The sequence below is a fragment of the Pseudoalteromonas sp. NZS11 genome, from assembly GCF_015864765.1.
GTDB lineage: Bacteria > Pseudomonadota > Gammaproteobacteria > Enterobacterales > Alteromonadaceae > Pseudoalteromonas > Pseudoalteromonas arctica.
On the sequence record NZ_JADYWP010000002.1, the window covers coordinates 707,311 to 730,904 of the forward strand.

At 41.3% G+C, this 23,594-nt stretch carries 20 protein-coding genes; 12 read left to right on the forward strand and 8 right to left on the reverse strand.

What is annotated here, in order from left to right; translation table 11 throughout:
* Positions 1-74: 74 nt before the first annotated feature.
* The 4 genes from I6E82_RS06770 to I6E82_RS06785 all read right to left on the reverse strand — a co-directional run bounded on the left by I6E82_RS06770 (position 75) and on the right by I6E82_RS06785 (position 4,804).
* Positions 75-1,142, reverse strand: a complete 1,068-nt coding sequence (locus tag I6E82_RS06770; protein ID WP_004334591.1) for a BMP family ABC transporter substrate-binding protein — start codon at positions 1,140-1,142, stop codon at positions 75-77.
* A gap of 72 nt (positions 1,143-1,214) precedes the next feature.
* On the reverse strand, positions 1,215-2,141 hold the full coding sequence (locus I6E82_RS06775) for an ABC transporter permease (protein ID WP_024591976.1): 927 nt from the start codon (positions 2,139-2,141) through the stop codon (positions 1,215-1,217).
* A 3-nt stretch (positions 2,142-2,144) separates the two neighbouring features.
* Positions 2,145-3,248, reverse strand: coding sequence for an ABC transporter permease (locus I6E82_RS06780; protein WP_024591977.1), 1,104 nt, complete (start codon positions 3,246-3,248; stop codon positions 2,145-2,147).
* Positions 3,245-4,804, reverse strand: a complete 1,560-nt coding sequence (locus tag I6E82_RS06785; RefSeq protein WP_197117245.1) for an ABC transporter ATP-binding protein — start codon at positions 4,802-4,804, stop codon at positions 3,245-3,247. The genes I6E82_RS06780 and I6E82_RS06785 overlap by 4 nt, the downstream gene beginning before the upstream one ends.
* 198 nt (positions 4,805-5,002) lie before the next feature.
* On the opposite strand from I6E82_RS06785, the gene xdhA reads away from it, so the two are divergent.
* Genes xdhA through puuE form a run of 8 tightly spaced genes read left to right on the forward strand, consistent with a single transcriptional unit; the run spans position 5,003 to position 14,085 of the window.
* The gene (gene xdhA, locus I6E82_RS06790; protein WP_197117246.1) at positions 5,003-6,502 is read left to right on the forward strand and encodes a xanthine dehydrogenase small subunit; all 1,500 of its coding nucleotides are present in this window, start codon (positions 5,003-5,005) and stop codon (positions 6,500-6,502) included.
* A complete protein-coding gene (gene xdhB, locus I6E82_RS06795) occupies positions 6,489-8,828 on the forward strand; it encodes a xanthine dehydrogenase molybdopterin binding subunit (RefSeq protein WP_197117247.1) in 2,340 nt (779 codons plus the stop codon). Before xdhA ends, xdhB begins: the two co-directional genes overlap by 14 nt.
* Complete coding sequence (gene xdhC / locus I6E82_RS06800; protein WP_197117248.1) at positions 8,821-9,711, forward strand: xanthine dehydrogenase accessory protein XdhC; 891 nt, start codon at positions 8,821-8,823, stop codon at positions 9,709-9,711. Before xdhB ends, xdhC begins: the two co-directional genes overlap by 8 nt.
* Positions 9,708-10,208 (forward strand): 2-oxo-4-hydroxy-4-carboxy-5-ureidoimidazoline decarboxylase, encoded by a 501-nt coding sequence (gene uraD / locus I6E82_RS06805; protein ID WP_197117249.1) that lies wholly within the window; start codon positions 9,708-9,710, stop codon positions 10,206-10,208. Before xdhC ends, uraD begins: the two co-directional genes overlap by 4 nt.
* Positions 10,205-10,555: a hydroxyisourate hydrolase gene (gene uraH / locus I6E82_RS06810; protein ID WP_231616879.1), complete on the forward strand. Its 351-nt coding sequence runs from the start codon at positions 10,205-10,207 to the stop codon at positions 10,553-10,555. Before uraD ends, uraH begins: the two co-directional genes overlap by 4 nt.
* Before the next feature lie 2 nt (positions 10,556-10,557).
* Positions 10,558-11,922 carry a guanine deaminase gene (guaD, locus tag I6E82_RS06815; RefSeq protein ID WP_197117251.1) on the forward strand — a complete coding sequence of 455 codons (1,365 nt, stop codon included), beginning with the start codon at positions 10,558-10,560 and terminating at the stop codon, positions 11,920-11,922.
* Between the two features lie 5 nt (positions 11,923-11,927).
* Positions 11,928-13,139, forward strand: a complete 1,212-nt coding sequence (locus I6E82_RS06820; RefSeq protein ID WP_197117252.1) for a urate hydroxylase PuuD — start codon at positions 11,928-11,930, stop codon at positions 13,137-13,139.
* A 1-nt stretch (position 13,140) separates the two neighbouring features.
* Positions 13,141-14,085: an allantoinase PuuE gene (puuE, locus tag I6E82_RS06825; RefSeq protein WP_197117253.1), complete on the forward strand. Its 945-nt coding sequence runs from the start codon at positions 13,141-13,143 to the stop codon at positions 14,083-14,085.
* A 54-nt stretch (positions 14,086-14,139) separates the two neighbouring features.
* Here the strand turns inward: puuE and I6E82_RS06830 are convergent, their stop codons facing one another.
* Positions 14,140-16,644: a S8 family serine peptidase gene (locus I6E82_RS06830; protein WP_197117254.1), complete on the reverse strand. Its 2,505-nt coding sequence runs from the start codon at positions 16,642-16,644 to the stop codon at positions 14,140-14,142.
* 583 nt (positions 16,645-17,227) lie between these two features.
* Between I6E82_RS06830 and I6E82_RS06835 the strand changes: the two genes are divergently transcribed.
* The 4 genes from I6E82_RS06835 to I6E82_RS06850 are packed head-to-tail and all read left to right on the forward strand — an operon-like array spanning position 17,228 to position 20,358.
* Entirely contained in the window at positions 17,228-18,730 is a 1,503-nt protein-coding gene (locus tag I6E82_RS06835) for a curlin (protein WP_024607312.1), read from the forward strand.
* A gap of 38 nt (positions 18,731-18,768) precedes the next feature.
* Complete coding sequence (locus I6E82_RS06840; RefSeq protein ID WP_024607313.1) at positions 18,769-19,170, forward strand: curli production assembly/transport protein CsgE; 402 nt, start codon at positions 18,769-18,771, stop codon at positions 19,168-19,170.
* The gene (locus I6E82_RS06845) at positions 19,160-19,585 is read left to right on the forward strand and encodes a curli assembly protein CsgF (protein WP_007584408.1); all 426 of its coding nucleotides are present in this window, start codon (positions 19,160-19,162) and stop codon (positions 19,583-19,585) included. Before I6E82_RS06840 ends, I6E82_RS06845 begins: the two co-directional genes overlap by 11 nt.
* Positions 19,585-20,358: a CsgG/HfaB family protein gene (locus tag I6E82_RS06850; protein WP_101163525.1), complete on the forward strand. Its 774-nt coding sequence runs from the start codon at positions 19,585-19,587 to the stop codon at positions 20,356-20,358. Before I6E82_RS06845 ends, I6E82_RS06850 begins: the two co-directional genes overlap by 1 nt.
* Before the next feature lie 157 nt (positions 20,359-20,515).
* Here I6E82_RS06850 and I6E82_RS06855 read toward each other — a convergent pair whose 3' ends face one another.
* From I6E82_RS06855 to I6E82_RS06865, 3 genes are all read right to left on the reverse strand, one after another.
* Positions 20,516-21,205: a response regulator transcription factor gene (locus I6E82_RS06855; RefSeq protein WP_007584415.1), complete on the reverse strand. Its 690-nt coding sequence runs from the start codon at positions 21,203-21,205 to the stop codon at positions 20,516-20,518.
* Between the two features lie 249 nt (positions 21,206-21,454).
* A complete protein-coding gene (locus I6E82_RS06860) occupies positions 21,455-21,976 on the reverse strand; it encodes a hypothetical protein (protein ID WP_169044721.1) in 522 nt (173 codons plus the stop codon).
* A gap of 56 nt (positions 21,977-22,032) precedes the next feature.
* A complete protein-coding gene (locus I6E82_RS06865) occupies positions 22,033-23,571 on the reverse strand; it encodes an EAL domain-containing protein (RefSeq protein ID WP_197117256.1) in 1,539 nt (512 codons plus the stop codon).
* Positions 23,572-23,594 lie beyond the last annotated feature (23 nt).

Here is a 23,594-nt window from a genome sequence, read left to right on the forward strand (position 1 = left end):
CAATATCCTTTTAGCGCTTAAACTTGGGCAAGGTATTAACGCCCTGCCCTATTTTAATTCAAATACGTCTGCGTTTATTTAAGCTGCCCTTCTACGCCTTCAACGTAAAAGTCCATGCCGAGTAAGGTTTTATCATCAATAGTCTGCCCAGCTTTTGTAACCAGCTCACCTTGCTGATTTTTTATAGGGCCAGTAAATGGATGAAATTCACCTTTACCAATTTTCTCTGAAATAGCATTTACTTCACTTACTACATCACTTGGAATATCTTTACTTAGCGGCGCTAAGCGAGTCATCCCTGAGCCTATCCCTTTCCATATATCTTGCGATTGCCATTTATCGTCAAGTACTTGCTGTACGCGCTCTGCATAAAATTCATCCCAGTGATGAACCGCTGCCGTTAAATGTGCTTTTTTACCGTATCCGCTCATATCTGAGTGGTAGCCAATAGCGTAAATACCAGCGGCTTGCGCAGCTTGCAGTGGTGCAGGCGAATCAGTATGTTGGGTAATAATATCAACGCCTTGATCTATTAGGCTATCGGCAGCTTCGCGCTCTTTACCCGGATCAAACCAGCTATTAACCCACACTACTTTTACTTTTGCATTAGGCTTTACTGAGCGCAAGCCAAGCGTAAATGCATTTATACCGCGTATTACCTCCGGAATAGGAAACGCAGCAATATAACCAATGCTGTCGGTTTTACTCATGTGCCCTGCAATAACACCTGTTAGGTAGCGTCCTTCGTAAATGCGATCAAAGTAAGTGCTTACGTTTTTTGCACGTTTATAGCCTGTGGCATGCTCAAACTTTACATTAGGAAATCGTTTAGCCACTTTAAGTGTTGGGTTCATGTAGCCAAACGACGTGGTAAATATTAAATCGTGCCCGCTTTTAGCTAGTTGCGTAATAACACGCTCAGCATCGGCCCCTTCTGGTACGCTTTCGACAAAAGTAGTTTCTATTTTGTCGCCAAACTTTTCTTCTAGGTAGTGGCGGCTAGAGTCATGTGTATAAGTCCAACCGGCCTCACCTATGGGGCTTACATATACAAAGCCAACTTTTACGCTATCTTTTGCAATAGCAGATGCGCTTATGCCTAAGCTCAATGCAACCCCGAGTGCTGTTATAAGTTTTTTCATTGTTATTCTCCGTGTTATATTTTTAATATCCTGTTGAAGCAGGTGATTTGCCTTATTGATTTTGTAATTAATTTAATGACCCTTGTGCCAAGGTTTACCTAGCCACATGGGTTCGTACATTTTTAATTTTTGTTTATTTTTACTGAGCATAATCAGTACTATAAGCGTTGCACCATAAGGCAACATGGCTAATAAGTTAGACTCCACAGCCCACCCAAAAGCCTGTGCCACTAAGTGCATAATGCTGGCAAAGCCAAATAAATAAGCGCCAAGCATTACGCGCTCAATACGCCAGCTTGCAAACACCACTAAAGCAAGAGCTATCCAACCTCGCCCTGCCGTCATGTTTTGAGTCCAAAGTGGTGTATAAGCCAACGACAAGTATGCGCCCGCAATGCCAGCCAGTGCGCCGCCAAACATTACGGCTAAATAACGTGTACGCATTACAGGTAATCCTAAGTTATTACCCACACTTGGGTTTTCGCCAATAGCTCGTACTGCAAGCCCTGCTCTGTGGTATTTAAAAAACAAATACGCACCAAGCACTAAACCCCAACTTAAATACACAATGGCGTCTTGCGAAAATAGCGCTTTGCCTAAAACTGGAATATGCTCAAACCCTGCAATTGCTAAAGTAGGTAACGCGTTAATAGTTTTTCCCTCATAGTCGGCACCTAAAAATGCCGAAAGGCCTGTGCCAAAAATAGTCAGCGCCAAACCTGCCGCTACTTGGCTAGCATTTAAATTAAGTGCTACAAAAGCAAAAATAAGTGAGGCCATAACCCCGACCAAAGCTGCTACCGTAAAACCAATAAATAGGTTGTCGCATTGATACATAGTTATAAACCCTGCCACTGCCCCAAGTAGCATCATGCCTTCTTGCCCTAAATTTAAGGTACCGCTTTTTTCGCATACCATTTCACCCAGCGCCACCAGCAATAAGGGGGTGCCTGTACGAATAGTGGCGTATAAAATATTAGTAATTACATCTAATTCCATGATTTAAGACTCCTGTGCAATATGTATTGGCTGCGCTTTTTGTTGTTTAAATGGCAGCGAAAATCTAAGGCGATAAGTAATAAGCACATCGCACGAGAGTAAATAAAACAGCATTAACCCCTGAAAAATACCGGTTATAGCGTTAGGTAATCCCATGTTAATTTGCGCAAGTTCACCTCCCATATAAATAAGCCCCATTAATAAGCCCGCAAACGTAATTCCTACTGGGTGGAGTCGCCCTAAAAAAGCAACAATAATGGCGGCATAGCCATAACCGGGTGATATTTGCGGAACCAACTGCCCAATAGGCCCAGCTACTTCTCCCGCTCCAGCAAGCCCCGCCAAGCCCCCGCTAATAACTAGCACTCCGGCAATTAATAATGCTCGCTTGTAACCCGCCATTTTGGCCGCGGATGCATCAAGCCCAAGTACTTGTATTTGAAAGCCTATAAAGGTTTTACTAATAAAAACCCATGTGGCGCATAGCGCTAATAACGCAAACGCCAGGCCTAAGTGCAATCGAGTACCGTCGAATAAAACAGGTAATAACGTACTATCGCCAAACAATGCACTTTCAGGAAAGTTATAACCGTGAGGATCTTTGAGTGGCCCATGAACAGCCCACAGCAATACATTTACTGCTATGTAGTTGAGCATTATGGTGACTAAAATTTCATTGGTGTTTAAACGCAGCTTCATAAAAGCAGCAAGCCCCGCCCACAACATCCCACCTGCAATACCAGCGAGTAATGTAAGTGGCATTGCAAAAGCACTTGTTGAATCAACAAAGTTAACGGCTACAGCACTTGCACATACACCACCAATAAGCAGTTGCCCTTCTGCGCCTATATTCCAAACCGATGCTCTATAACAAAGCGCTAAGCCATAGGCGCATAGCAAAATAGGAATGGTCATTACAAGTAGCTCAGTTACACCATACCAATCGGCAACAGGTGCTATAAGCAATGTATACAGGGCATTTAGAGGATCATGCCCTAATAAGGCAAACACCACGTAACCGGTTATTAATGTGAGTAAAATAGCTAAAACAGGAGAGAGATAACTCCAAGCCGGTGAGCGTTCAACACGTGGTTCTAACTTAATCATGCGAGTGCCCCTTGTGGTGTGTGTACTTTAGGCTGGTTATTAAAAACATCGCTAAAGTCGCCAGCCATCCACTGCCCTAACTGCACAAGCGGTACGGTATCGGTATTTAAAATAGGAGACAGTTTGCCATCACAAATTGCGCCAATGCGGTCGCAAATTTTATAAAGTTCATCTAAATCTTCTGAAATAACGAGTACCGCACACCCTTCGTCGCGAAGCTTTAAAATAGCTTCATGTATCGCCACTTGTGCGCCTATATCTACTCCCCAAGTAGGGTGCGACATAACGAGTAGTTTTGGGCTTTGCTCTACCTCCCGACCAATAATAAATTTTTGTAAATTACCGCCCGAAAGACTTGCTGCATGAGTGCGAAAACTTGGCGTTTTAACCTTGTATTTTGTAATGATTTTATTAGCAAGCTCAGTAATTTTTTGTTTTACTAAAAAGCCATTTTTAACCAGCCCATTATCAAAACTAGTAAGCAGTGCATTTTGTGCTAAATCCATAGTGGGCACGGCTCCCCGCCCAAGCCTGTCCTCTGGCACACATGCAAGCCCAAGGCGGCGCCTTTTTAGCGGGCACAGTGCATCAACAACGGTATTTTTAAATTTGATGGCGCTGCTACTAGCTTGAATTTGCTCCCCCGAAAGCACTTTTAATAACTCTTCTTGTCCGTTGCCAGCAACACCCGCAATCCCCACTATTTCGCCTTGCTGTACTGCAAAGTTAATATTTTTAAGGGGTGTTTCAAATAACGCTTGTGCGGCGGTGGTTAGATTATTAACGGTTAAAAAATCCGCAGCCCCCAAAGCTCTGCGAGTTTGGTTACTGATTGGCGTGTTGTCGCCTACCATCAGCCTGGCAATTGACTCACTAGTTTCGTTTTTAGGAATACAATGCCCGCTTACTTTCCCGCCTCTCAAAATGGTCGCACTGTCACATAACTCAATCACTTCGTGCAGTTTATGGCTAATAAACAGCACAGAGCAGCCTTCTTTTTTAAGTGACTTTAGGGTTTTAAATAATGCATCGACTTCTTGTGGAGTCAGTACTGAAGTGGGTTCGTCTAAAATAAGTAACTGAATATCTAATAATAAGCATCTAACAATTTCTACTCGTTGGCGCTCGCCAGTTGAAAGTGTTGATACCAGTCTATGGGGGTCTAATGGCATACCATAACGTGTTGATGTTTTTGTAATTCGACCCGCAAGCGTGCTGCTATGCCCTGCTAAATCACCTAACGCTAGTTCAATATTTTGGGCGACCGTAAGTGTTTCAAATAACGAAAAATGCTGAAAGACCATTCCAATGCCTAAATCACGCGCATCAGCAGGCTCTTTTATATTCATTATACGGCCATTAAAAAACATGTCCCCTTGGTCAGGTTTAACCACACCATAAAGCATTTTCATTAATGTGCTTTTACCTGCACCGTTTTCACCTAATAAGGCATGCACTTCACCATGCTTAATTTTTAAGGTTACGTCATTATTGGCTATACATCCGGGATACTGCTTTGTCATTCCCTGCATAGTAAGGCGGTATTTATTATTCATTATTAGGGCCTATTTGTACTTAATGAGCAATTTAGCCTACTCAAAACATCAACTGACCAACCGGTCAACAATGGCATGGTAACTGCAATATACTTACCAAGATGAAAAAGTATTTTTCTTACCCGTGCGCAAACAACAAGAAAAAACATACGCCAAGCCTTTATGTATCAGGGCTTTATAAAAATTAAGGGGGTCTGTGTGATTCAATTTTTATTAAATAACACGCCAATTGAAGTACAAGAATGTTCGCCAAGTCTCACCATTTTGGACTGGCTACGCACCAAAAAAGGGAAAGTGGGCACCAAAGAAGGGTGTGCAACTGGCGACTGTGGCGCGTGCACAATTTTAGTGGGTGAAGAGCGTATAAATGCAAACGGGCAAACTAGTTGGCAATACAAAACAATGAACAGCTGTTTATTGTTATTAGGTAATGCGCATGCAAAACATATAGTAACGGTAGAGGCTGTGACTACTGGCTTATACCCAAACTTAACCGATTTACACCCCGTACAACGTGCACTGGTGGAGTGCCATGGTTCGCAATGTGGTTTTTGCACGCCCGGTATAATAATGAGTTTGTTGGCTCTTTATATTAATGAGCCAACGTACCCTGGTAAAAAAGCGGTTATTCATGCACTTGGCGGTAACTTATGCCGTTGTACAGGTTATAGCCCTATATTACTTGCAGCCGAAAAAGCCTATAGCTATGAGCGTAAAGCTGAACCTTACTCAGCAATGGCCGCTCAATTTAAAGCATCACTTAATACGCAATATGATGACGATATTCCATTTTTAAAAAATGGTCCTCGCAAATTTTACTTACCACAAACTGCCCAACAGCTTGTTGAGCTAAAAGCGCTTTATCCTTATGTACATTTAGTTGCTGGTGGCACCGACTTTGCCATTGAGCTTAGCCAAAACATGCTCTTACCAGATGTAATTATCTCCCTTAGCCAAGTAAAGGAGCTTTGCACCTTGGCAGATAATAACGGTGAGCTACACATTGGTGCAGCACTACCTTATAGCCAATTTGTTGAGGTGTTTTATAACCATTACCCAGAGTCAAAAGAGCTATTTGAACGCTTAGGATCAAGCCAAGTACGTAACAGCGGCACGCTTGGTGGCAGCATAGGGAATGCCTCTCCTATTGGCGATCCAGCTCCTCTTTTAATCGCTCTTAATGCATCAATGGATTTATTAAGCAGCGCTGGTACGCGCACTATTAAAGTTGCCGACTACTTTATTGATTACAAAAAAACGGTTCTTAAAAGCGATGAAGTAATTAGCAAGTTCACCATCCCAAAGCGCCCAGAGTCACTAAAACTGGCATGTCATAAAATATCAAAACGCTTTGAAGACGATATATCTACCGTTTGTTTGGTACTTGCTATAGAGCATTCACAAAACATGATTACTCAAGCCCGCTGCGCTATGGGCGGTATGGCAGCTATTCCTAAGCGCGCGCAGCATATTGAGCAAAAGCTGATATCTCAATCATTACAAGTGAGCACTTTTATAGACGCAGCAACGGCTATTAACGATGACTTTACGCCCATGAGCGATGTAAGAAGCAGTGCGCATTACCGCACCACGGTAAGCAAAAACTTATTACAACGCATTGGTATTGAGTTTTGTGAGCCGCAAGCACGCAACAATAACAACATTGCCATTACGAGGATCTCACATGCGTCACTTTGAAATGGATAAACTAAAAGCGCAAGGTGGTAGCGTTGGACAATCTAAATATCACGAAAGCGCTATTAAACAAGTTTGTGGAAGTGCAAATTTTGCCGACGATAATCCTGAGCCTTACGGTTGCCTGCATGCCTACCCAGTGCTCGCCCCTGTTACAAGCGGCTTTATTAAATCAATTGATACAAGTCTCGCACTGGCAGTTAAAGGCGTTAAACGTATTTTATCGGCAGAAGATGTACCGGGTAAATTAGATATTGGCCCGGTATTTCCTGGTGATGTATTACTCACTAGCCATGAGATTCAATACCACGGACAACCTGTATTAATTGTCGTTGCCGACACCTATGAAATAGCGCGTCGCGCTGCACGCTTAGTGGTTATTGAGTGCGAGCAAACTACACCCATACTTGATATTAAAGAAGCCATTAGCAAAGAGCATTGGGTAAGGCCGCCCCATTCACTTAACCGTGGTAACAGCGAAAACGCCATTAATAACGCTGCCCACCAGCTTAAAGGCGAAATAAACATAGGCGGGCAAGAACACTTTTACCTTGAGGGGCAAATAGCGCTGGCGCAACCTGATAACGACGGGGGCATTCATGTTCAGTGCTCTACGCAACACCCTACTGAGGTTCAACACTTAGTTGCTAAAATTTTAAAAAAGCCATTTAGCTTTGTAAACGTAGAAACCCGCCGTATGGGCGGTGCTTTTGGCGGCAAAGAAACCCAAGGCGCACCATGGGCATGCCTTGCAGCTCTTGCAGTTTACCACCTTGGCTGCGCAGTAAAAATGCGCCTAGCCCGCAGCGACGATTTTAAATTAACCGGTAAGCGCCACCCTTTTTATAATCACTATCATGTCGGTTTTGACGAAAATGGCTTAATAGAAGGTGCCGACATTACCGTAAATGGGTTTTGTGGCTACTCCCCCGATTTATCAGATGCAATTGTAGACCGTGCCATGTTTCATGCCGATAACGCCTACTACTACCCAGCCGCCACAATTAAGGGTAATCGCTGTAAAGTAAATACCGTAAGCCATACCGCATTTAGAGGATTTGGTGGCCCGCAAGGAATGATTATGGGCGAGCTAATAATGGACGATATAGCCGCCAAATTAGGTAAAGATCCGCTTGAGATCCGAAAACTCAATTTATATAAAAAAGGCCGCGACACCACGCCGTATCATCAAACCGTAGAGCAACATATTTTAATAGATTTGATAAACCAGCTTGAGCAGTCGGGTGATTACTGGGCACGTAAAGAGGCCATTAAAGCCTTTAATGCCACATCGCCTATTATCAAAAAAGGCCTTGCGATGACGCCGGTTAAATACGGTATTTCGTTTACGGTACAACACTTAAATCAAGCTGGTGCATTAGTGCATGTATACAGCGATGGCTCAATACATTTAAACCATGGCGGCACCGAAATGGGCCAGGGGCTAAACACCAAAATTGCGCAAATTGTAGCCCATGGCTTTGGGGTCGATTTTAACGCGGTAAGTATTAGTGCTACGCGTACCGACAAGGTACCAAACACTTCACCAACAGCGGCCTCAAGCGGTACCGACTTAAACGGTATGGCGGCGCTAAATGCAGTAAACACAATAAAAGAGCGCTTAATTGATTTTATTACCGAGCACTTTGAAGTAGACAGCAACACTGTTGTATTTAAAGATAACCTCATTACTTTTAGTAAAGGGGAAATTAGCTTTAGCGAACTTGCAAATCTTGCTTACATGAATCGTATATCGCTTTCATCTACCGGTTATTACGCCACACCAAAAATTCATTACGATAGAGCCAAAGGCGAAGGCCGTCCGTTTTTTTACTACGCTCACGGCGTAGCACTCAGCGAAGTAGAAGTAGATACCCTAACTGGCGAAAACACGGTAACTCGCGTTGATATACTGCACGATGTAGGCAGTTCAATTAATCCAGCTCTTGATATAGGCCAAATTGAAGGCGCCTTTGTGCAGGGTATGGGCTGGCTAACAACCGAAGACTTACAATGGAATGATAAAGGCCAGCTTGCAAGCTTTGGCCCAGCCAACTACAAAATACCAGCCATTGGCGATACACCTGCCGAATTTAACGTCAATCTTTATAACTCAGCAAATCCAGAAACCACCGTGTTTAGATCAAAAGCCGTAGGCGAGCCGCCATTTATGCTGGCCTTTAGTGTATGGAGCGCGATTCGTAATGCCATAAGCAGTGTGGCTGATTACAAATACACCGCCCCATTGGATACACCCGCAACCCCAGAGCGAGTATTGAGTGCAATTGAGCAAACCGCTAGTTGGTTTAAGGAGCATCAACATGACTAATTTAAATGAGTCGTTTCAGGGTTTTCATACTCAAAACTGGGCGCAGGCTATAAACGAGCACGAACAAAGCGGCACTAATTATGTAATTGCCACGGTACTTGGCACAAATGGCTCAACCCCTCGCGGCACAGGCTCAAAAATGGTAATAGGCGGCGAGCATATTTACGACACCCTTGGCGGTGGCCACCTTGAATACGTAGTAATAGAAAAAGCTCGCGAACTACTTGCCAAAGGCGAAGCCGCCCAAGTAATAGAGCAATTTAACCTAGGTGCAAATTTAGGCCAGTGCTGCGGCGGGGCTGCCACCGTTATGCTTGAATGCATGCAATGCGAGCGCTTTACTTTAGATATTTACGGCGCAGGCCACGTAGCACAAGCGCTTATTGGTATATTGGCACAACTGCCTATTCGCATACGCTGGATAGATAGCCGCGCAGATGTATTCCCACAGGCTATGCCAACTAATGTAGTAAAAGTGGTTGATGAAGAGCCAACAGAACAAGTAAAGCGTGCGCCTAAAGCTAATAACTACTTAATACTTACCCATAACCACCAGCTCGACTTTGCACTCACCCAAGCCATTATTAAACGCGCTGATGCCAATTGGCTGGGCGTTATTGGCTCTGACACTAAAGCAAAACGTTTTAAACAACGCCTAGCACATCGCGATTTTACAGCCGATCAAATACAGCAAATGACCTGCCCTGTTGGGCTAAAAAATATTACGGGCAAATTACCAATGGAAGTGGCTATTTCGATTAGTGGACAGCTAATTGCCCTTTATCAGGCTATGCAAACCCAAGCGCCAAAACGCCAAGGCTTGCAGTGGCGCACACTAAAAAATGCCTTAATTAGCACCACGCAGGAGGAAGTAGGCGCATGAGTAGCTTACAAATAAATACGCTAAATGATGCACAAGCAAAACAAGCACTTGAGCATTGCTGCGCGGCCCCTAACTGGGTGGCAGCCATGGTAAAAGCAATGCCATTTAAAAGTGCTCAGCAGCTGTTTGAATGCGCAAAAAACATATGGGATAGCCTTGGCGAGAGCGACTATTTAGCTGCCTTCGAAGGCCACCCGCAAATAGGCGACTTATCAACCCTTGGCAAAAAATACGCTGCTACCGCACAAAAAGCGGGCCATGAGCAATCGGGTATGAGCAAAGCAAACGAAGCCGTACTTACCAAAATGATTGCCCTTAATAAAGAGTACCTGAGCAAGTTTGGCTTTATTTTTATTGTGTGCGCCACCGGTAAAACGGCCGAACAAATGCTTGAACTCATAGAGCAGCGCATACACAACACCCGCAGCACAGAGCTTGCTATAGCCGCGGGCGAACAAGCCAAAATAACAAAAATAAGATTGGAGTCATTGCTATGAATAAAAGTATGAACAAAAGCCCTATTACCACCCATATACTTGATACCTGCACCGGAAAACCTGCGGCAAACGTTGCTGTTAAGCTATTTAAACTTACAAATAACGAATGGGTACAACTAACCCAAGGCACAACCGATACCGATGGGCGAATTACCGACTGGCTAAATACAGAAGTAGAATTTGCAACCTATAAGCTAGTATTTGATTTAGATAGCTACTACCAAAATCAACCTACCCCTGCGTTTTACCCAGAGGCGCAAATAACGTTTAGATTACAAGATACTAAACATCACCATATCCCATTGTTGCTTAGCCCGTTTGGCTACTCTACATACAGAGGTAGCTAACTATGAGCACACAAAACAATAATAACTTAACAGTAATTTGTGCCGATATACTCGACTTTGTTGACGACCCTGCCATTGCTGGCGAAAGCGCCCATCGTTTTTTTGAAAAAGGCGCATTAGTTATCAAGCACGGCAAAGTAGTTAAACTTGGTTACGAGCACGACATACTGCCAACAATTGATAAATCAGCGCGTGTTATCCGCCACGATGGTAAGCTCGTTATGCCTGGTATGATTGACACCCACATACACTTACCACAAACCGAAATGGTGGGTGCGTACGGCGAGCAACTGCTAAGTTGGTTAACCGAATACGCGTTTCCGACAGAGAAAAAATTTACGTGTAAGCATTATTCAAAAGAGATCTCTAATCGCTTTTTAGACGAGCTGCTGCGTAATGGCACAACCACAGCCCTTGTATTTGGCACTGTGCACCCGCAATCGGTTGATGCGTTTTTTAAAGAATCACAAAAACGCAATTTACGGATGATTGCCGGTAAAGTAATGATGGACCGTAACTGTCCTGACGACTTATCTGATTGCGCGCAAACAAGCTATGACGAATCCAAAGCCCTAATAGAGAAATGGCACAATGTTGACAGGTTAAGCTACGCAGTTACACCGCGTTTTGCCCCCACATCAACCCCTGAGCAACTTCAAAAATGTACTCAGTTATTAGAAGAATACCCAGACACCTACCTGCATACACACTTATCTGAAAACAAAGACGAGTGCGAATGGGTAAAAGGGCTATTTCCAGAAGCCGAAGATTACTTAGGCGTGTACGAGCAAGCAAAAATGGTACGTAAACGCTCGGTATTTGCCCATAGCATTCATTTATCTGAGCGCGAGCTTTGCTGCCTTGCAGATAACAATGCAGCAATATCGCACTGCCCTACCTCAAACCTATTTTTAGGATCAGGACTTTTAAATTTAAAAGCCTGTGAAGAGCACGGCATAAACGTAGGCATGGGTACCGATGTAGGCGCAGGAACAAGCTTTTCTATGCTACAAACAGGTAACGAAGCGTACAAAATCCAGCAATTACAAGGTCAAAAGTTTTCAGCATTTAAAGGGCTGTATTTAGCAACTCTCGGCGGTGCCAGAGCACTTGATTTAGAAGGGACAATTGGTAATTTTGAAGCCGGCTGTGAAGCCGATTTTATTGTAATGGATTGTTCGGCAACTTCGTTTTTAAAATTTAGAATACAACATGCCAAAACCCTGCATGAAAAACTATTTGCAATGATGATGTTAGGCGACGACCGCTGCGTTGAGCAAACCTACATTATGGGTAAAAGCGTGTATAAGCGCGATGATAGCAATCAATTTTCAGACACCCGCTCACCGGTATTAGCAGAGGCTTAACTGTTATGGAAAACTATTTATTTGAGCTTGCTCATTTAGTACTGCGTTATTTTCATGTTATTGCTGGTATAGCCTGGATTGGCGCTTCATTTTATTTTGCATGGCTTGATAACAACCTACAAACACCACCGCAATGGAAAATAGATAAAGGCATAAAAGGCGATTTATGGGCCGTGCATGGCGGTGGCTTTTACGAAGTGGCTAAGTATCAAAATGGCCCTGAACAAATGCCTCATACCCTGCATTGGTTTAAGTGGGAAGCGTACACAACCTGGATCACCGGTATATTACTATTTAGCTTACTTTATTATGTTGGCGCCGATGTGTACTTAATTGATAACAGCAAAAGTGAGCTAAGTAAATTTGTAGCTATTGGCGCATCACTTGGTTTTATTGGCTTAGGTTATGGTGTTTATCGTTTATTGTGTAAAACCCCGCTGGTTGAAAACGGCAAAGTGTTTATTGCTGTAGTTATTGGTTTATTAGCTCTGTGGACTTTTGGGGTTGATCAATTATTTAGCGACCGCGCTGTGTATATTCATGTAGGTGCGCTTATTGGTACTTGTATGGTTGGCAATGTGTATCACATTATTATGCCAGGGCAACGCTATATGGTAAGTGAAGTAGAAGCCGGCCGTATTCCCGAGTCGCTCCCAGGACTAAAAGCCAAGCAATGCTCGATACATAATAACTACGCCACGTTACCTGTGGTATTTATTATGCTTAGCAATCACTTTCCTTACACGTATAGCCACAATTTTGGCTGGCTTATTTTAATTGCGCTGTTTGGTATTGGTATGTGGATACGCCATTACTTTAACTTAAAACATCAAGGCGTTAATAAACCTTCAGTACTTATAAGTGGTATTGCAGCATTTTTTGCCCTTATGCTAGCAATAGCACCTTGGCCCAGCAGTACAACAAATGCAGACGAAAACGCGCCTTTACAAGCAAGTATTACCGACGCACAAGCGTGGGATATAATCAGCAAACACTGTACGCAGTGCCACAGCGAAACACCTACCTCTGAGCTTTTTCAAACAGCGCCACTTGGCTTTAAACTCGACTCAATTGAACAGGTGAAAAAGTCGCAAGTACTTGTGCATACTCGCGCAGTAATAACTAAAGACATGCCACTGGCTAATATGACAAAAATGACAGACGCAGAGCGCGAAGCGCTAGGCTCTTGGCTCGCAGCGCTTAAAAAGGAGCAATAAAATGAGCGAGCAATTTAAAAACTACCCGCGCGATTTAATTGGTTATGGCCCAGATGTACCCCATGCAAATTGGCCCAATAAAGCACGTATTGCCGTGCAAGTGGTATTAAATTACGAAGAAGGCGGCGAAAACTGTGTATTACATGGTGATGCAGCGGCCGAAACGTTTTTATCAGAAATAGTCAGTGCTCCCCATGTAGAAGACCGCCATATAAGCATGGAGTCTATTTACGAATATGGCTCGCGCGCGGGCGTGTGGAGGCTACTGCGTTTATTTAAAAAATACGATATACCGGTCACCATTTTTGCAGTGGCGATGGCCCTTGAGCGCCACCCCGATGTAGCTAAAGCCTTTGTTGAAGCAAGGCACGAGATTGCAAGCCATGGCCTGCGCTGGATTAATTATCAAAATATAGATAAACAAACCGAGCGCGAACATATGCAACAAGCCATTGACGTCATTAAAAAGCTTACAGGTAAAAAGCCCAAAGGCTGGTATACCGGCCGAACTAGCCCAAATACCGCAGCCCTTGTAGTTGAGAATGGCACATTTTTATATGACGCCGACGATTACAGCGACGATTTGCCCTTTTACAGTATTAAGGAAGGTAAGCCACAACTCATTGTGCCCTACACGCTCGATGTAAACGACATGCGCTTTGCTGCCGTACAGGGTTTTAATGCAGGGGATCAGTTTTATAATTATTTAAAAGATGCCTTTGATATGCTTTATGAAGAAGGTGACCCAGAAGGTGAAAACACCCCAAAAATGATGTCGATAGGTTTGCATTGCCGCTTAATTGGTCGCCCAGGAAGAATAAAAGCATTAGCACGGTTTTTAGAATATGCCCGATCGCATGAGCAGGTTTGGTTTGCCACGCGTGAACAAATAGCCGAGCACTGGCTTAAAACTCACCCGTATAAAAAGCATAGTTTATATTTTTAAAACATAAAAAAGCCCAGCAAAGCTGGGCTTAAATTACTTTAGGAGTAGTGAAATTTATTCAAAAGAAACGGTGATGATATTCGAACACACATTTTCTGTTACACATAATTGGTAATCGTACGATGGTAATGTAGCTCCACGTACGTAATCACGGTAGCGTCCATTATCTGCAGTGGTATCAACTAACTCACCATTACGGTAAACGCTTAATGACTCTGCACCAACTTCTTCCCAGCTAAGTTCTACACGCATCGTACCTAGGCGTGTTTTGTTAGCGCGTTTTAAGTTCAGTTCAAGGGTCACGTCACTTACAACAACGGTTTGGGTAAATGTATCTGTATTACCTTCACTGTCAGTAACAGTTAGTTCTACATCGTAACTACCCGATTGCGCATATGCATGCACAGGGCTTGAATCTGTTGATGTAGCGCCATCGCCAAAGCTCCAGCTCCATTGTGTAATGTCGTTATTGGCATCATTGCTTGTATCTACAAACGAGGCTGTTAAACCTTGCGTATCAACAGTAAAGCCTGCACGTGGCGGTTGTGCACTTACTTCGCCTATAGCGCTAAGCGTAAGTGACCAGCCATTAATATTACCTGTGTCTGCACCCGCTGTATCCACAGCATTTAACGTCCAGTCGCCTGTTGCTACTTCACTGTTAAATACGCTTGATGTAAATGTTTTAACAATATCATCTTCGCTGCCACCTTCATTACTCTGTAAAGTTACCTCAGAGCCTTGTGGTGAAATTAGCGTAAGGACTATATCGCCAGACCAAGTATGCGTAATATTTACATCAACAGAAGTACCAAAAACAGTTAAATCATCTGAAATTGTAATTACCGAATTAGCACCTTGTGGATCATTATCAGGAATCGCCACATTTTCTTCGCTAGTATAGGTGTAGTCATTTAAACCAGCAGGTTGAAGCATTAAGCTTACTGTTTTTTCTTTAACAATATCATCTGATGTTGCTGTAACAGTAAACTCATAATTACCCCATGGCGTATTTCCATTGGTCTCAACACTAAGCTGTACTGTTTCGCCAGGGCTTGCAGTTAGCTCTGATAAATATGCACCAGTAAGGCTAGATTCTAGTTCAAGCGTTACTTCACCATCCCACTGAGCAATAGAACCAATTTCAAACGTATAAGTTGCAGACTCACCAACTGTTATTTGTTGTAACGCTGGCGTCACAGACATTTTAAAGCTTGGCGTTGGATCGGCATCTAATAACGCCTGATTTGCGTTTAGGCGCGTGCCCGCAAGCGTTTTACCTTGAAGTGCAGCATTAGCGTCACCGCTACTCATTAGTAACGCTTTAAGCTCTGATGTTGTTAAATCAGGGTTTACTGACAACACAAGAGCAGCAACACCGGCAACATGAGGTGTTGCCATTGAAGTACCTGAGTAATTTGCATAGCCATTACCCGGAACTGTTGACAAAATACCAGAGCCTGGTGCTCCCATGTCAACACTTGTCGCGCCCCATTGTGAAAAGTCTGATAAGTTATCATTGCTATCAGTACTGGCAATTGCTAATACACTCTCGTGTTCATAACTTGATGGATAGTGAGGGTTTGCATCATTATCAACTTCGTCATTACCAGCAGCAGCAACAAATAATATGTCAGCTTGCTCACTAACAGTCATAGCATCCGCTAACGCTTGGCTATAACCGCCACCGCCCCAGCTATTGTTTAAAACACGTAAGTTTACACCTGAGTTTTTAAGATTAACCATATAGTCGATACATTTTATTGCATCTGATGTTGAACCATTACCAGCGGCATCTAAAAACTTACAACCAACAATAGAAACTTCATGGTTTACACCCACAACACCTGTAGAATTATTACCGCTTGCACCAATAGTGCCTGATACGTGGGTACCGTGACCTTGGTCATCCATTGGGTCGCCAGCATCCGTAATTGCATTAATACCGTGAATGTCGTCTATGTAACCATTGCCGTCATTATCAATACCATCGCCTGCAATTTCGCCAGTGTTAACCCACGCATTGTCAGCTAAATCAGGGTGACTGTAGTCAACACCAGTATCAATAACACCAACTACAACATCGCGACTACCAATTGAGATTTCCCATGCTTCTGGCGCATCAATATCTGCATCGGCAATGCCGCCTGTTTGCCCTTCATTATTTAGGCCCCAAAGTTCATCAAAACGTGGATCGTTAGGTGTATTGGCAGCAATACTAACGCGGTAATCTGGCTCAACATATTCAATTGCTTGATGAGACTTTAAACGCTCAATAGCTTCTTTAGTACTCATGCCAGATACTTTAAATTTAGCAAGGCGACCTGAGAATAATGATGTGAAGTTATCATCAACTTCATCATTATTTAAATCTGTAATTTTTGCTTTAACCAAGCTTCGTGCTTGTTTACGCATTTGAGGTGTTGCATTTTTTTTATATTTAACAATAACAGAGTCACTACTTGCAGCTGCTTGTGGAAGAGCTCCTGCATCAGGTAATTTAGCCGAAGCCAAACAAGGTAGTAAAGCAAGCGTAATAATAGATAATTTTGTTTTCATTGTTCTATCCATAGTTGGGTTAGCTTAGAAGCACTAAGCGGGTTTGTTCACTATTTCAAGTACAAGGGATCACGTGGCAAGTTATAAGCAAACTAGTAAATACGATATTTGACAAGTTAAAAAGTTAAAAAGAATTAAAAATCATAAATTTTGACCAGTTTGGCTATAAAAAAAACACTAAACACAGTCATTTTAATGAACTGCCCCATTACAACCTTACCTATTATAGGGTCAAACTTTTTTACTGCTTTTGCTTGCTATTATATTAAAACCCACCAGTTACACACATAATCCAATGATAATAAAAGGTTAATTATTTGGTAAAAAATGATGATTTAAGAAAATGAAATAGGGGAATACAGTTAATGGGTGATTATGAATTTGAGCTTAAACTTTGTTAGTTCAATATTTATGACAAATTAAAACTTAATTATTTATAGTCACATATTACGCTTCACCTATTTCTAAAGTTACGCAAGCGGATCACAAAAAATATATCGGCACGGCATGCTGAAACAACAAATACCTTATTAAAACCTATAACATTTAGGGTATTTGATTTTAATATTTCAAGGAGAAAATAATGAAGTTGAATAAATCACTTTTAAGTTGTGCTGTTGCAATAGCAATGGGTACCAGCTTTGCCTCATATGCAGATACCGACAACAAATCAGCATCAAACTCAGAACTTAGTACAAAAATATCTATACTTAGCACCGCTAATTCAATGACATTGGCGCAATCGCAAAATAATAACACCGCGATTTTAATGCAAGAGGGAGATAGTAATACTATTGAGGTTTCGACTACTGGAAACGAGAACACAACAGAAGTTACTCAATTACAATCAGGTAATTATGTTGGCGTAACAACAATTGGTAACAACAACGAGCAAGTATATGCCCAAGATGGCGTTGCCAACGGTGTAATTACCGAAGTTACTGGTAATAATAATTACCTAAATGTTTTGCAAAGTGGCCAAGGCTTCTTTGTAAACAATGAAGCTGTCAACATGATTGTTGGTGACGACAATATCGTTGATGTAGAGCAAGGCACTGGTGGTCATTGGTTTTACAACTTAGATATGAAAGGTAATGGCAACGAAATCAGTTCATTACAAACAGGTGAGTGGCATGAAGCTGAATTAACCTCTGTAATGGGCGATCAGAATAGCCTGAGTCTTGAGCAAAACGGTTACTGGAATACTTTTAAGGTGAGTTCTTTACAAGGCAACGATAACGAGCTTGATATTGAACAAGACGGCGATCGTAATACTGTTACCTTCACTGATATTTTAGGCGATGCAAATGAGCTTTCAATTGAACAAGAAGGCAATACTAACGCAGTAACATTTGTAGCTGTATTAGGCGATGAAAACGAAATTGATTTAGACCAAGAAGGTTCTTTAAATACTATCGAATCAAACTTATTCGAAGGTCAAAACAACGAAGTTACAGTAACTCAGGTTGATTTAAGCAACTCAACAACTGTTGATATTATTGGTGACGATAATGAATTAACGGCTACACAAGTTGGCTTATTAAATGATGCTTACATGGGCGTTTTAGGTACCGATAACGAATTTATGATTAACCAAGTAGGTGAATCAAATTCAGCACACGTTGTTAACTTTAATGGGTCTGAAAATGACGTTAACGTTATTCAATCTGGCCAAGAAAACACTGCTGTTGTTGAGTCTTCATACCCTGATATATCTCTAACATCAAACGACAACGATATCGATATTATGCAAAATGGTTCTCAAAACGAAGCCATGGTTACACTTGCAGGTATTTTAGATAGCAACATGAACCAAATTGACCTAGCTCAAACAGGTGAAATGAACGTAGTTGATATGATGGTTGAAGGTAATGGCCACAGCATTGATATTTCACAAACTGGCGAAGGTAACTGGGTAGTTGGAATGGATCAACCTGCATTTTTAGTAGGTGGTGAAAACGTTTCGTTTAGCGTAACTCAAATGGGTAACGATAACATTGTTGAAGGCGCCGTAATTGGTTTCAACAGCACTGTTTCAGTGACCCAAATTGGTGACGGTAACGTGACTTCTATTACTCAAATGTAATTATTGAGGTTGGGGAGAGCAACTCTCCCCATTTAGTTATGCATAATAATAAAAACCATTACCAAGTATTATTACTTACGTTTTCTCTGTTATTAATGCCCGCATCTTATGCCGCTGAAGAGTTGGAGATTGACGGCCTACTACTTGATAGGAGTATTAGCCGCTTTGGTCATCAGTTCTATTTTGAGTTTTCTAATTACTGGCGAGATCTCCCTTCAACTGCAGGTTTTAACATTGAAATTAAAGAAACGGTCATTCCAAAAGCAGGCACAAAGCTGTCGTTAATAATGAATAACCAACTTGTTTACGCAACTTACTTAGGTAGACGATTAGAGCCTTTAAATGAGCGTGTGGAGCAGGCTGTTTATACAGTGATAGATGCAATGGCTCGCGAAAACATGGCAGTGTCAACACCCGATATGGCTAAAGATGGATGGTAAAATGAAAAATATAGCCCTTATAATAATAACAACATTAAGCTTTTCAGCAGCAGCAACTGAAATAATTTACACCCCAATTAACCCAAGCTTTGGTGGTAACCCACTCAATGCAAATATGCTGCTGAGTAAAGCCCAAGCTCAAAACAAGCATAAAGCACCGGTAGTAGAAAAAGGTTACGCTGAACAATTTCAAGAAACTCTAGAGCGCACCTATTTAAATCGTATGGTAAGAGAAATTACCGATATGGCATTTGGTGAGGACATAGAAGATAGCCTTTTCAATCAAGACTCCATATTTATGAGTGGCGATTATCAAATTGAAGTTATAACCAGCACAACCGATTCTATTACAGTAAGAATAACAAATATAATTGATGACACCGTGGTGATCATTGAAGTACCGAGGTTTGGATAATGTATAAACTACTAATAACAATAATATTAATAGGATTGAGCGGTTGTGCGAGCCTAGGGAACTTAATCCCACCATCGCAACAAAAAGCAGTTAGTTTAGAGCCAACCGAATTATTCGCAGATCTGAAAAACTTACCTAAACCGGTCGGGAGTATTCCTGTATCAGTGTACTCATTTAGAGATCAAACAGGTCAATATAAGCCACAAACTAACGTTAGCTCATTCTCGACTGCCGTTACTCAAGGTGCTAACTCAATACTCATACAAGCATTACATGAATCTGATTGGTTTACGCCGGTAGAGCGTGAAGGTTTACAAAACATTTTAACTGAGCGAAAAATTATTCGTGCAGGCCAAGCCGATAATCCTAACCAAGCTGATTTACCTCCACTAACAACCGCTAAAATCATTTTAGAGGGCGGTATCATAAGCTACGACACTAATGTAAAAACAGGTGGTTTGGGTATGGAATACTTTGGTATAGGCGCATCAGAGCTTTACCGCGAAGATGCTATTTCAATATACTTACGCGCTGTTGATGTTCGTACAGGACAAGTACTACTGAGTGTAGCCACCAGCAAAAAAGTACTTAGCCAAGAAATGCGTGCAGGCTTTTTTAGATACGTGAGCTACAAACGACTAGCAGAAGCAGAAGCAGGCTTTAGCGACAATGAACCTATGAGTATTTGTGTTACCCAAGCAATAGAAAAAGCACTCACAGATCTCATAACAAAAGGTATTGATAAAGGCTTATGGGCTAAAAAACCAGCATAAACTGACTTCCTAAATTAAATAAAGGCTACATATTGTAGCCTTTATAGGTTGTGTGATTAGTAAGTTGAAAGTACTTCGCTAACCCAACCCTTATAAAAAATCTAGAGGATAAATTTTTTACTTTAATAACTTTAATAATGTATTGGTGGCTTTACTCTTATTTAGCCATTGGCAGCAAAACCGATATATAGCGCTGCGCCCAATTAGCAAGCTCCACCCTGTTGCGTGAGTTAGTTTTTTTAAACGCACTGTATAAATGTGTTTTTACAGTGTGGTCGCTAATGTTAAGTTTATCAGCGATTGTATTGTTACTCGCCCCCTGTGCAATTAAATGAATAACAGACTTTTCTCGTTTTGTTAAATGATCGTAATCGTCCTGCTTTAATTCAATGTCGTCGTGTAAGCTATTAAACGACGATGCCACGGCTAAAATATCGTTAAAAGCTTTTGAAATCACTTTACGCGTAAACCACAGCTCGCCAGTATTAACACGAAGTAACCCTTTAAAAATATCTTCAGGTGGATCAGATTTATAAAAAACACCATTAAAATGGTTAAGCAATAAGTTTTGCTCGCACACATCTTCTTTATCAACATTAAAAATGACAACGCTATAGTGTTTAGCTAAACAAATAAGGTCAGTCGGAATAAGGTCTTGCCATTTGCTTTTAGCACCATCTATTAAAAACAAATCATAATTTGTGCGCTGCTCAGCTTTAGGAATAACCTCGTCCATTTTAATATCACCAAACAAAGCTTGTAGTGTTCTTAAAATAGCGGTGTAGTTGTGTGAATGAAAAGATGATTGAAACGTTGTTTTTACAAATACCGAGTTTTTATGGGGCATAAATTTCGTCCTTGAAACATTTACACTACATTACCTAAATCAAATACAACTTACAATGGGATTTTGATATTAAAATAAAGTTATCGTCTCTCATCCTAAAATAGATAAAAATCAATTAAATCAATGCAAAACCTTCATCAATTTTATTTTTAAAATTGCTTTTATAAGATAAATAACAGATCGGATTAGTGGCTTAATAACTTAAAAAGCCTTAAATATGCATTAGCCTAAACTAACTTTTAGGATCAATTATTCTATACTCGCTTTTAGTTTATTTAGCGCATCAACCGAAAAACCTCGATCATAAAAATATAAAATTTCGCCGCTGTTATTTATAAGTACCACACGTGAGTTATTTGGGCTTTGATTACCTGTAAACTTTTGTACCGCTTCACCATCTTTATAAATAGTGATTACCCCACCCCATAATTCTTTAGGGATGCCTTTGCGCATACCGCTGTCTATAAATGTACTAAACATGCGTGGTGCCATGCCGGCAATGGTTGGTAGTTCGTATGTAGGGAGCGTTACACCCGCCATATCTAAACCAATTAACCAACGGTCTATATCAAACTGACTATCTTGCTTGTACCCAATAAGCAGTAGTGTTTTATCTGCTTTAAAATCGCTGGGTATAGTCACCATGCTTTGCTCTAAACTTTCGCCGCTAATGCTTGGGAACTGCTTACCTGTTAATTGTTGGTTTGGGTACTGTGTTGTACATGCACTAAGTAATAAAAATGCAAAAGCACTTAATGTTAATTTGATCATAATAAACCTAATATTTATAAATTTCATAACGATACGTTTAGTATGGCAGCTGAGATCTAAAAATGCTGATTAGTTATATAATTTTTAAATTTAGACGCCGTCATGGGCTTACCATACTTCCAACCCTGTCCATAATGCACACCCGCCATTTTTAAAATAGCTTCTTGCTCAGTGGTTTCAATCCCTTCTGCCACACAGGTATAATTAAACTTATGCACAAGTTCCATAATATTTGGGATCATAGAGGCTTTTAAGCCCTCAGTTGCTATATCTTGAACAAACGTACGATCAATTTTAAGTTGATGAAAGCTCAAGTTTTGTAAGTTTCTTAAATTCGAATAACCCGTACCAAAGTCATCTAATGATAAGTTAAATCCCGATTCAACTAAGGTTCTAAAATGAGCATGCGCAATGCTTGTATCAAGGTACTCGTCTTCAGTTATCTCTAAACAAATAATAAAGCGTGAGTTGGTAAGCTCTGTAATTTGCGGCAGTAACGACACATTACCCAGCTCTACATCACACGGAAATATATTAAGCGACACTTTAAAGCCTTCTGGCAATAACTCTATAGAGGTTAACTCTTTTATTGTGGTAGCAATCATTGCCTCAGTAAAAGTCCAGGTTAAATTATTTTTTCTAATAACCGGAATAAACTCATCTGGAAATAAAGCACCGTACTTATCTTCAAAACGTGCAAGTACCTCGCAACCAATCAGCTTGCCACTTTGCAAACAAATAATGGGCTGGTAAGTCCAATAAAATGATCCCTTTTTAAGCCCTTTACGAATACGCTGATTAGTAGAGCGTCGTGCAGCAATTCTCGCATCAACTATTAACGCACTCGATATGCCCGCTAAACAGGTTAAAATTAACGAAATTATTAATAATAAGTGATTATTAGAAAAAAACAGACTCCAAGGCAAGTGCACTACTACACAATATTGACTACTTGTAGAACTGCAAACTGAGTTAGTTTCGTAAGGAAAGAAAACGCTGTTTTTTACCTGCTGGTACAGCCCCTCTTTACCTGCTAAATGATGCAAAGCATTTGGTGTTTTATAAATAACTTCCCAATCTGGCGCAGTAATTCCGATGTTGGTAAAGGGCGTGCTCTGCATAATTAAATTATAATCCCCTTGTCTGACTATAATTACCTCCATAGGGCGCTCACTAAATAATAATAGATAAAGCTCTGGCTCAAAACGAACCCTGACCTTCTCACCATCTCGAATAAAGTCAGGCTGTTTGTCGTTAATTGGTTTACTTAATAAGCCTGCACCAGTAGTGCAAACTAGCTGGTTACCTTTAAAAAAGCCTATATCAATTACATATTTTGCATCAAATAAAGCGCGGCGCATCTCAAGAAGGGTTGTGTTGTCACACTGCTTAAACGCAAGCTTATTTAATGGGGTAAGAATTCGACGCCTCTCTGCAATTGCACCTTCTACATGACCGAGAATATATTCAGCGTCTGACTTTGTTTGTGCTGTTAACTGCTGCGCTGCAAAATTGAGCAAAATAAAACAGCCAATTACAAAAACTAACCCTCCGGTTAAAACGGCTATAATAGATTTTTGTTGGTACTTTTTCATAGCATCTCGAAGTTGTTAATTTA

What these genes read in the sequence shown, in the direction of transcription:
- I6E82_RS06850 (WP_101163525.1), top strand. Translation starts at nt 19,585, where the DNA reads ATGTATAAACTACTAATAACAATAATATTAATAGGATTGAGCGGTTGT.
- uraD (WP_197117249.1), top strand. Translation starts at nt 9,708, where the DNA reads ATGAGTAGCTTACAAATAAATACGCTAAATGATGCACAAGCAAAACAA.
- I6E82_RS06775 (WP_024591976.1), bottom strand. Translation starts at nt 2,141, where the DNA reads ATGGAATTAGATGTAATTACTAATATTTTATACGCCACTATTCGTACA.
- I6E82_RS06770 (WP_004334591.1), bottom strand. Translation starts at nt 1,142, where the DNA reads ATGAAAAAACTTATAACAGCACTCGGGGTTGCATTGAGCTTAGGCATA.
- uraH (WP_231616879.1), top strand. Translation starts at nt 10,205, where the DNA reads ATGAATAAAAGTATGAACAAAAGCCCTATTACCACCCATATACTTGAT.
- xdhB (WP_197117247.1), top strand. Translation starts at nt 6,489, where the DNA reads ATGCGTCACTTTGAAATGGATAAACTAAAAGCGCAAGGTGGTAGCGTT.
- I6E82_RS06820 (WP_197117252.1), top strand. Translation starts at nt 11,928, where the DNA reads ATGGAAAACTATTTATTTGAGCTTGCTCATTTAGTACTGCGTTATTTT.
- I6E82_RS06845 (WP_007584408.1), top strand. Translation starts at nt 19,160, where the DNA reads ATGGATGGTAAAATGAAAAATATAGCCCTTATAATAATAACAACATTA.
- I6E82_RS06865 (WP_197117256.1), bottom strand. Translation starts at nt 23,571, where the DNA reads ATGAAAAAGTACCAACAAAAATCTATTATAGCCGTTTTAACCGGAGGG.
- I6E82_RS06830 (WP_197117254.1), bottom strand. Translation starts at nt 16,644, where the DNA reads ATGAAAACAAAATTATCTATTATTACGCTTGCTTTACTACCTTGTTTG.
- I6E82_RS06780 (WP_024591977.1), bottom strand. Translation starts at nt 3,248, where the DNA reads ATGATTAAGTTAGAACCACGTGTTGAACGCTCACCGGCTTGGAGTTAT.
- I6E82_RS06785 (WP_197117245.1), bottom strand. Translation starts at nt 4,804, where the DNA reads ATGAATAATAAATACCGCCTTACTATGCAGGGAATGACAAAGCAGTAT.
- I6E82_RS06860 (WP_169044721.1), bottom strand. Translation starts at nt 21,976, where the DNA reads ATGATCAAATTAACATTAAGTGCTTTTGCATTTTTATTACTTAGTGCA.
- I6E82_RS06835 (WP_024607312.1), top strand. Translation starts at nt 17,228, where the DNA reads ATGAAGTTGAATAAATCACTTTTAAGTTGTGCTGTTGCAATAGCAATG.
- guaD (WP_197117251.1), top strand. Translation starts at nt 10,558, where the DNA reads ATGAGCACACAAAACAATAATAACTTAACAGTAATTTGTGCCGATATA.
- I6E82_RS06840 (WP_024607313.1), top strand. Translation starts at nt 18,769, where the DNA reads ATGCATAATAATAAAAACCATTACCAAGTATTATTACTTACGTTTTCT.
- xdhC (WP_197117248.1), top strand. Translation starts at nt 8,821, where the DNA reads ATGACTAATTTAAATGAGTCGTTTCAGGGTTTTCATACTCAAAACTGG.
- puuE (WP_197117253.1), top strand. Translation starts at nt 13,141, where the DNA reads ATGAGCGAGCAATTTAAAAACTACCCGCGCGATTTAATTGGTTATGGC.
- I6E82_RS06855 (WP_007584415.1), bottom strand. Translation starts at nt 21,205, where the DNA reads ATGCCCCATAAAAACTCGGTATTTGTAAAAACAACGTTTCAATCATCT.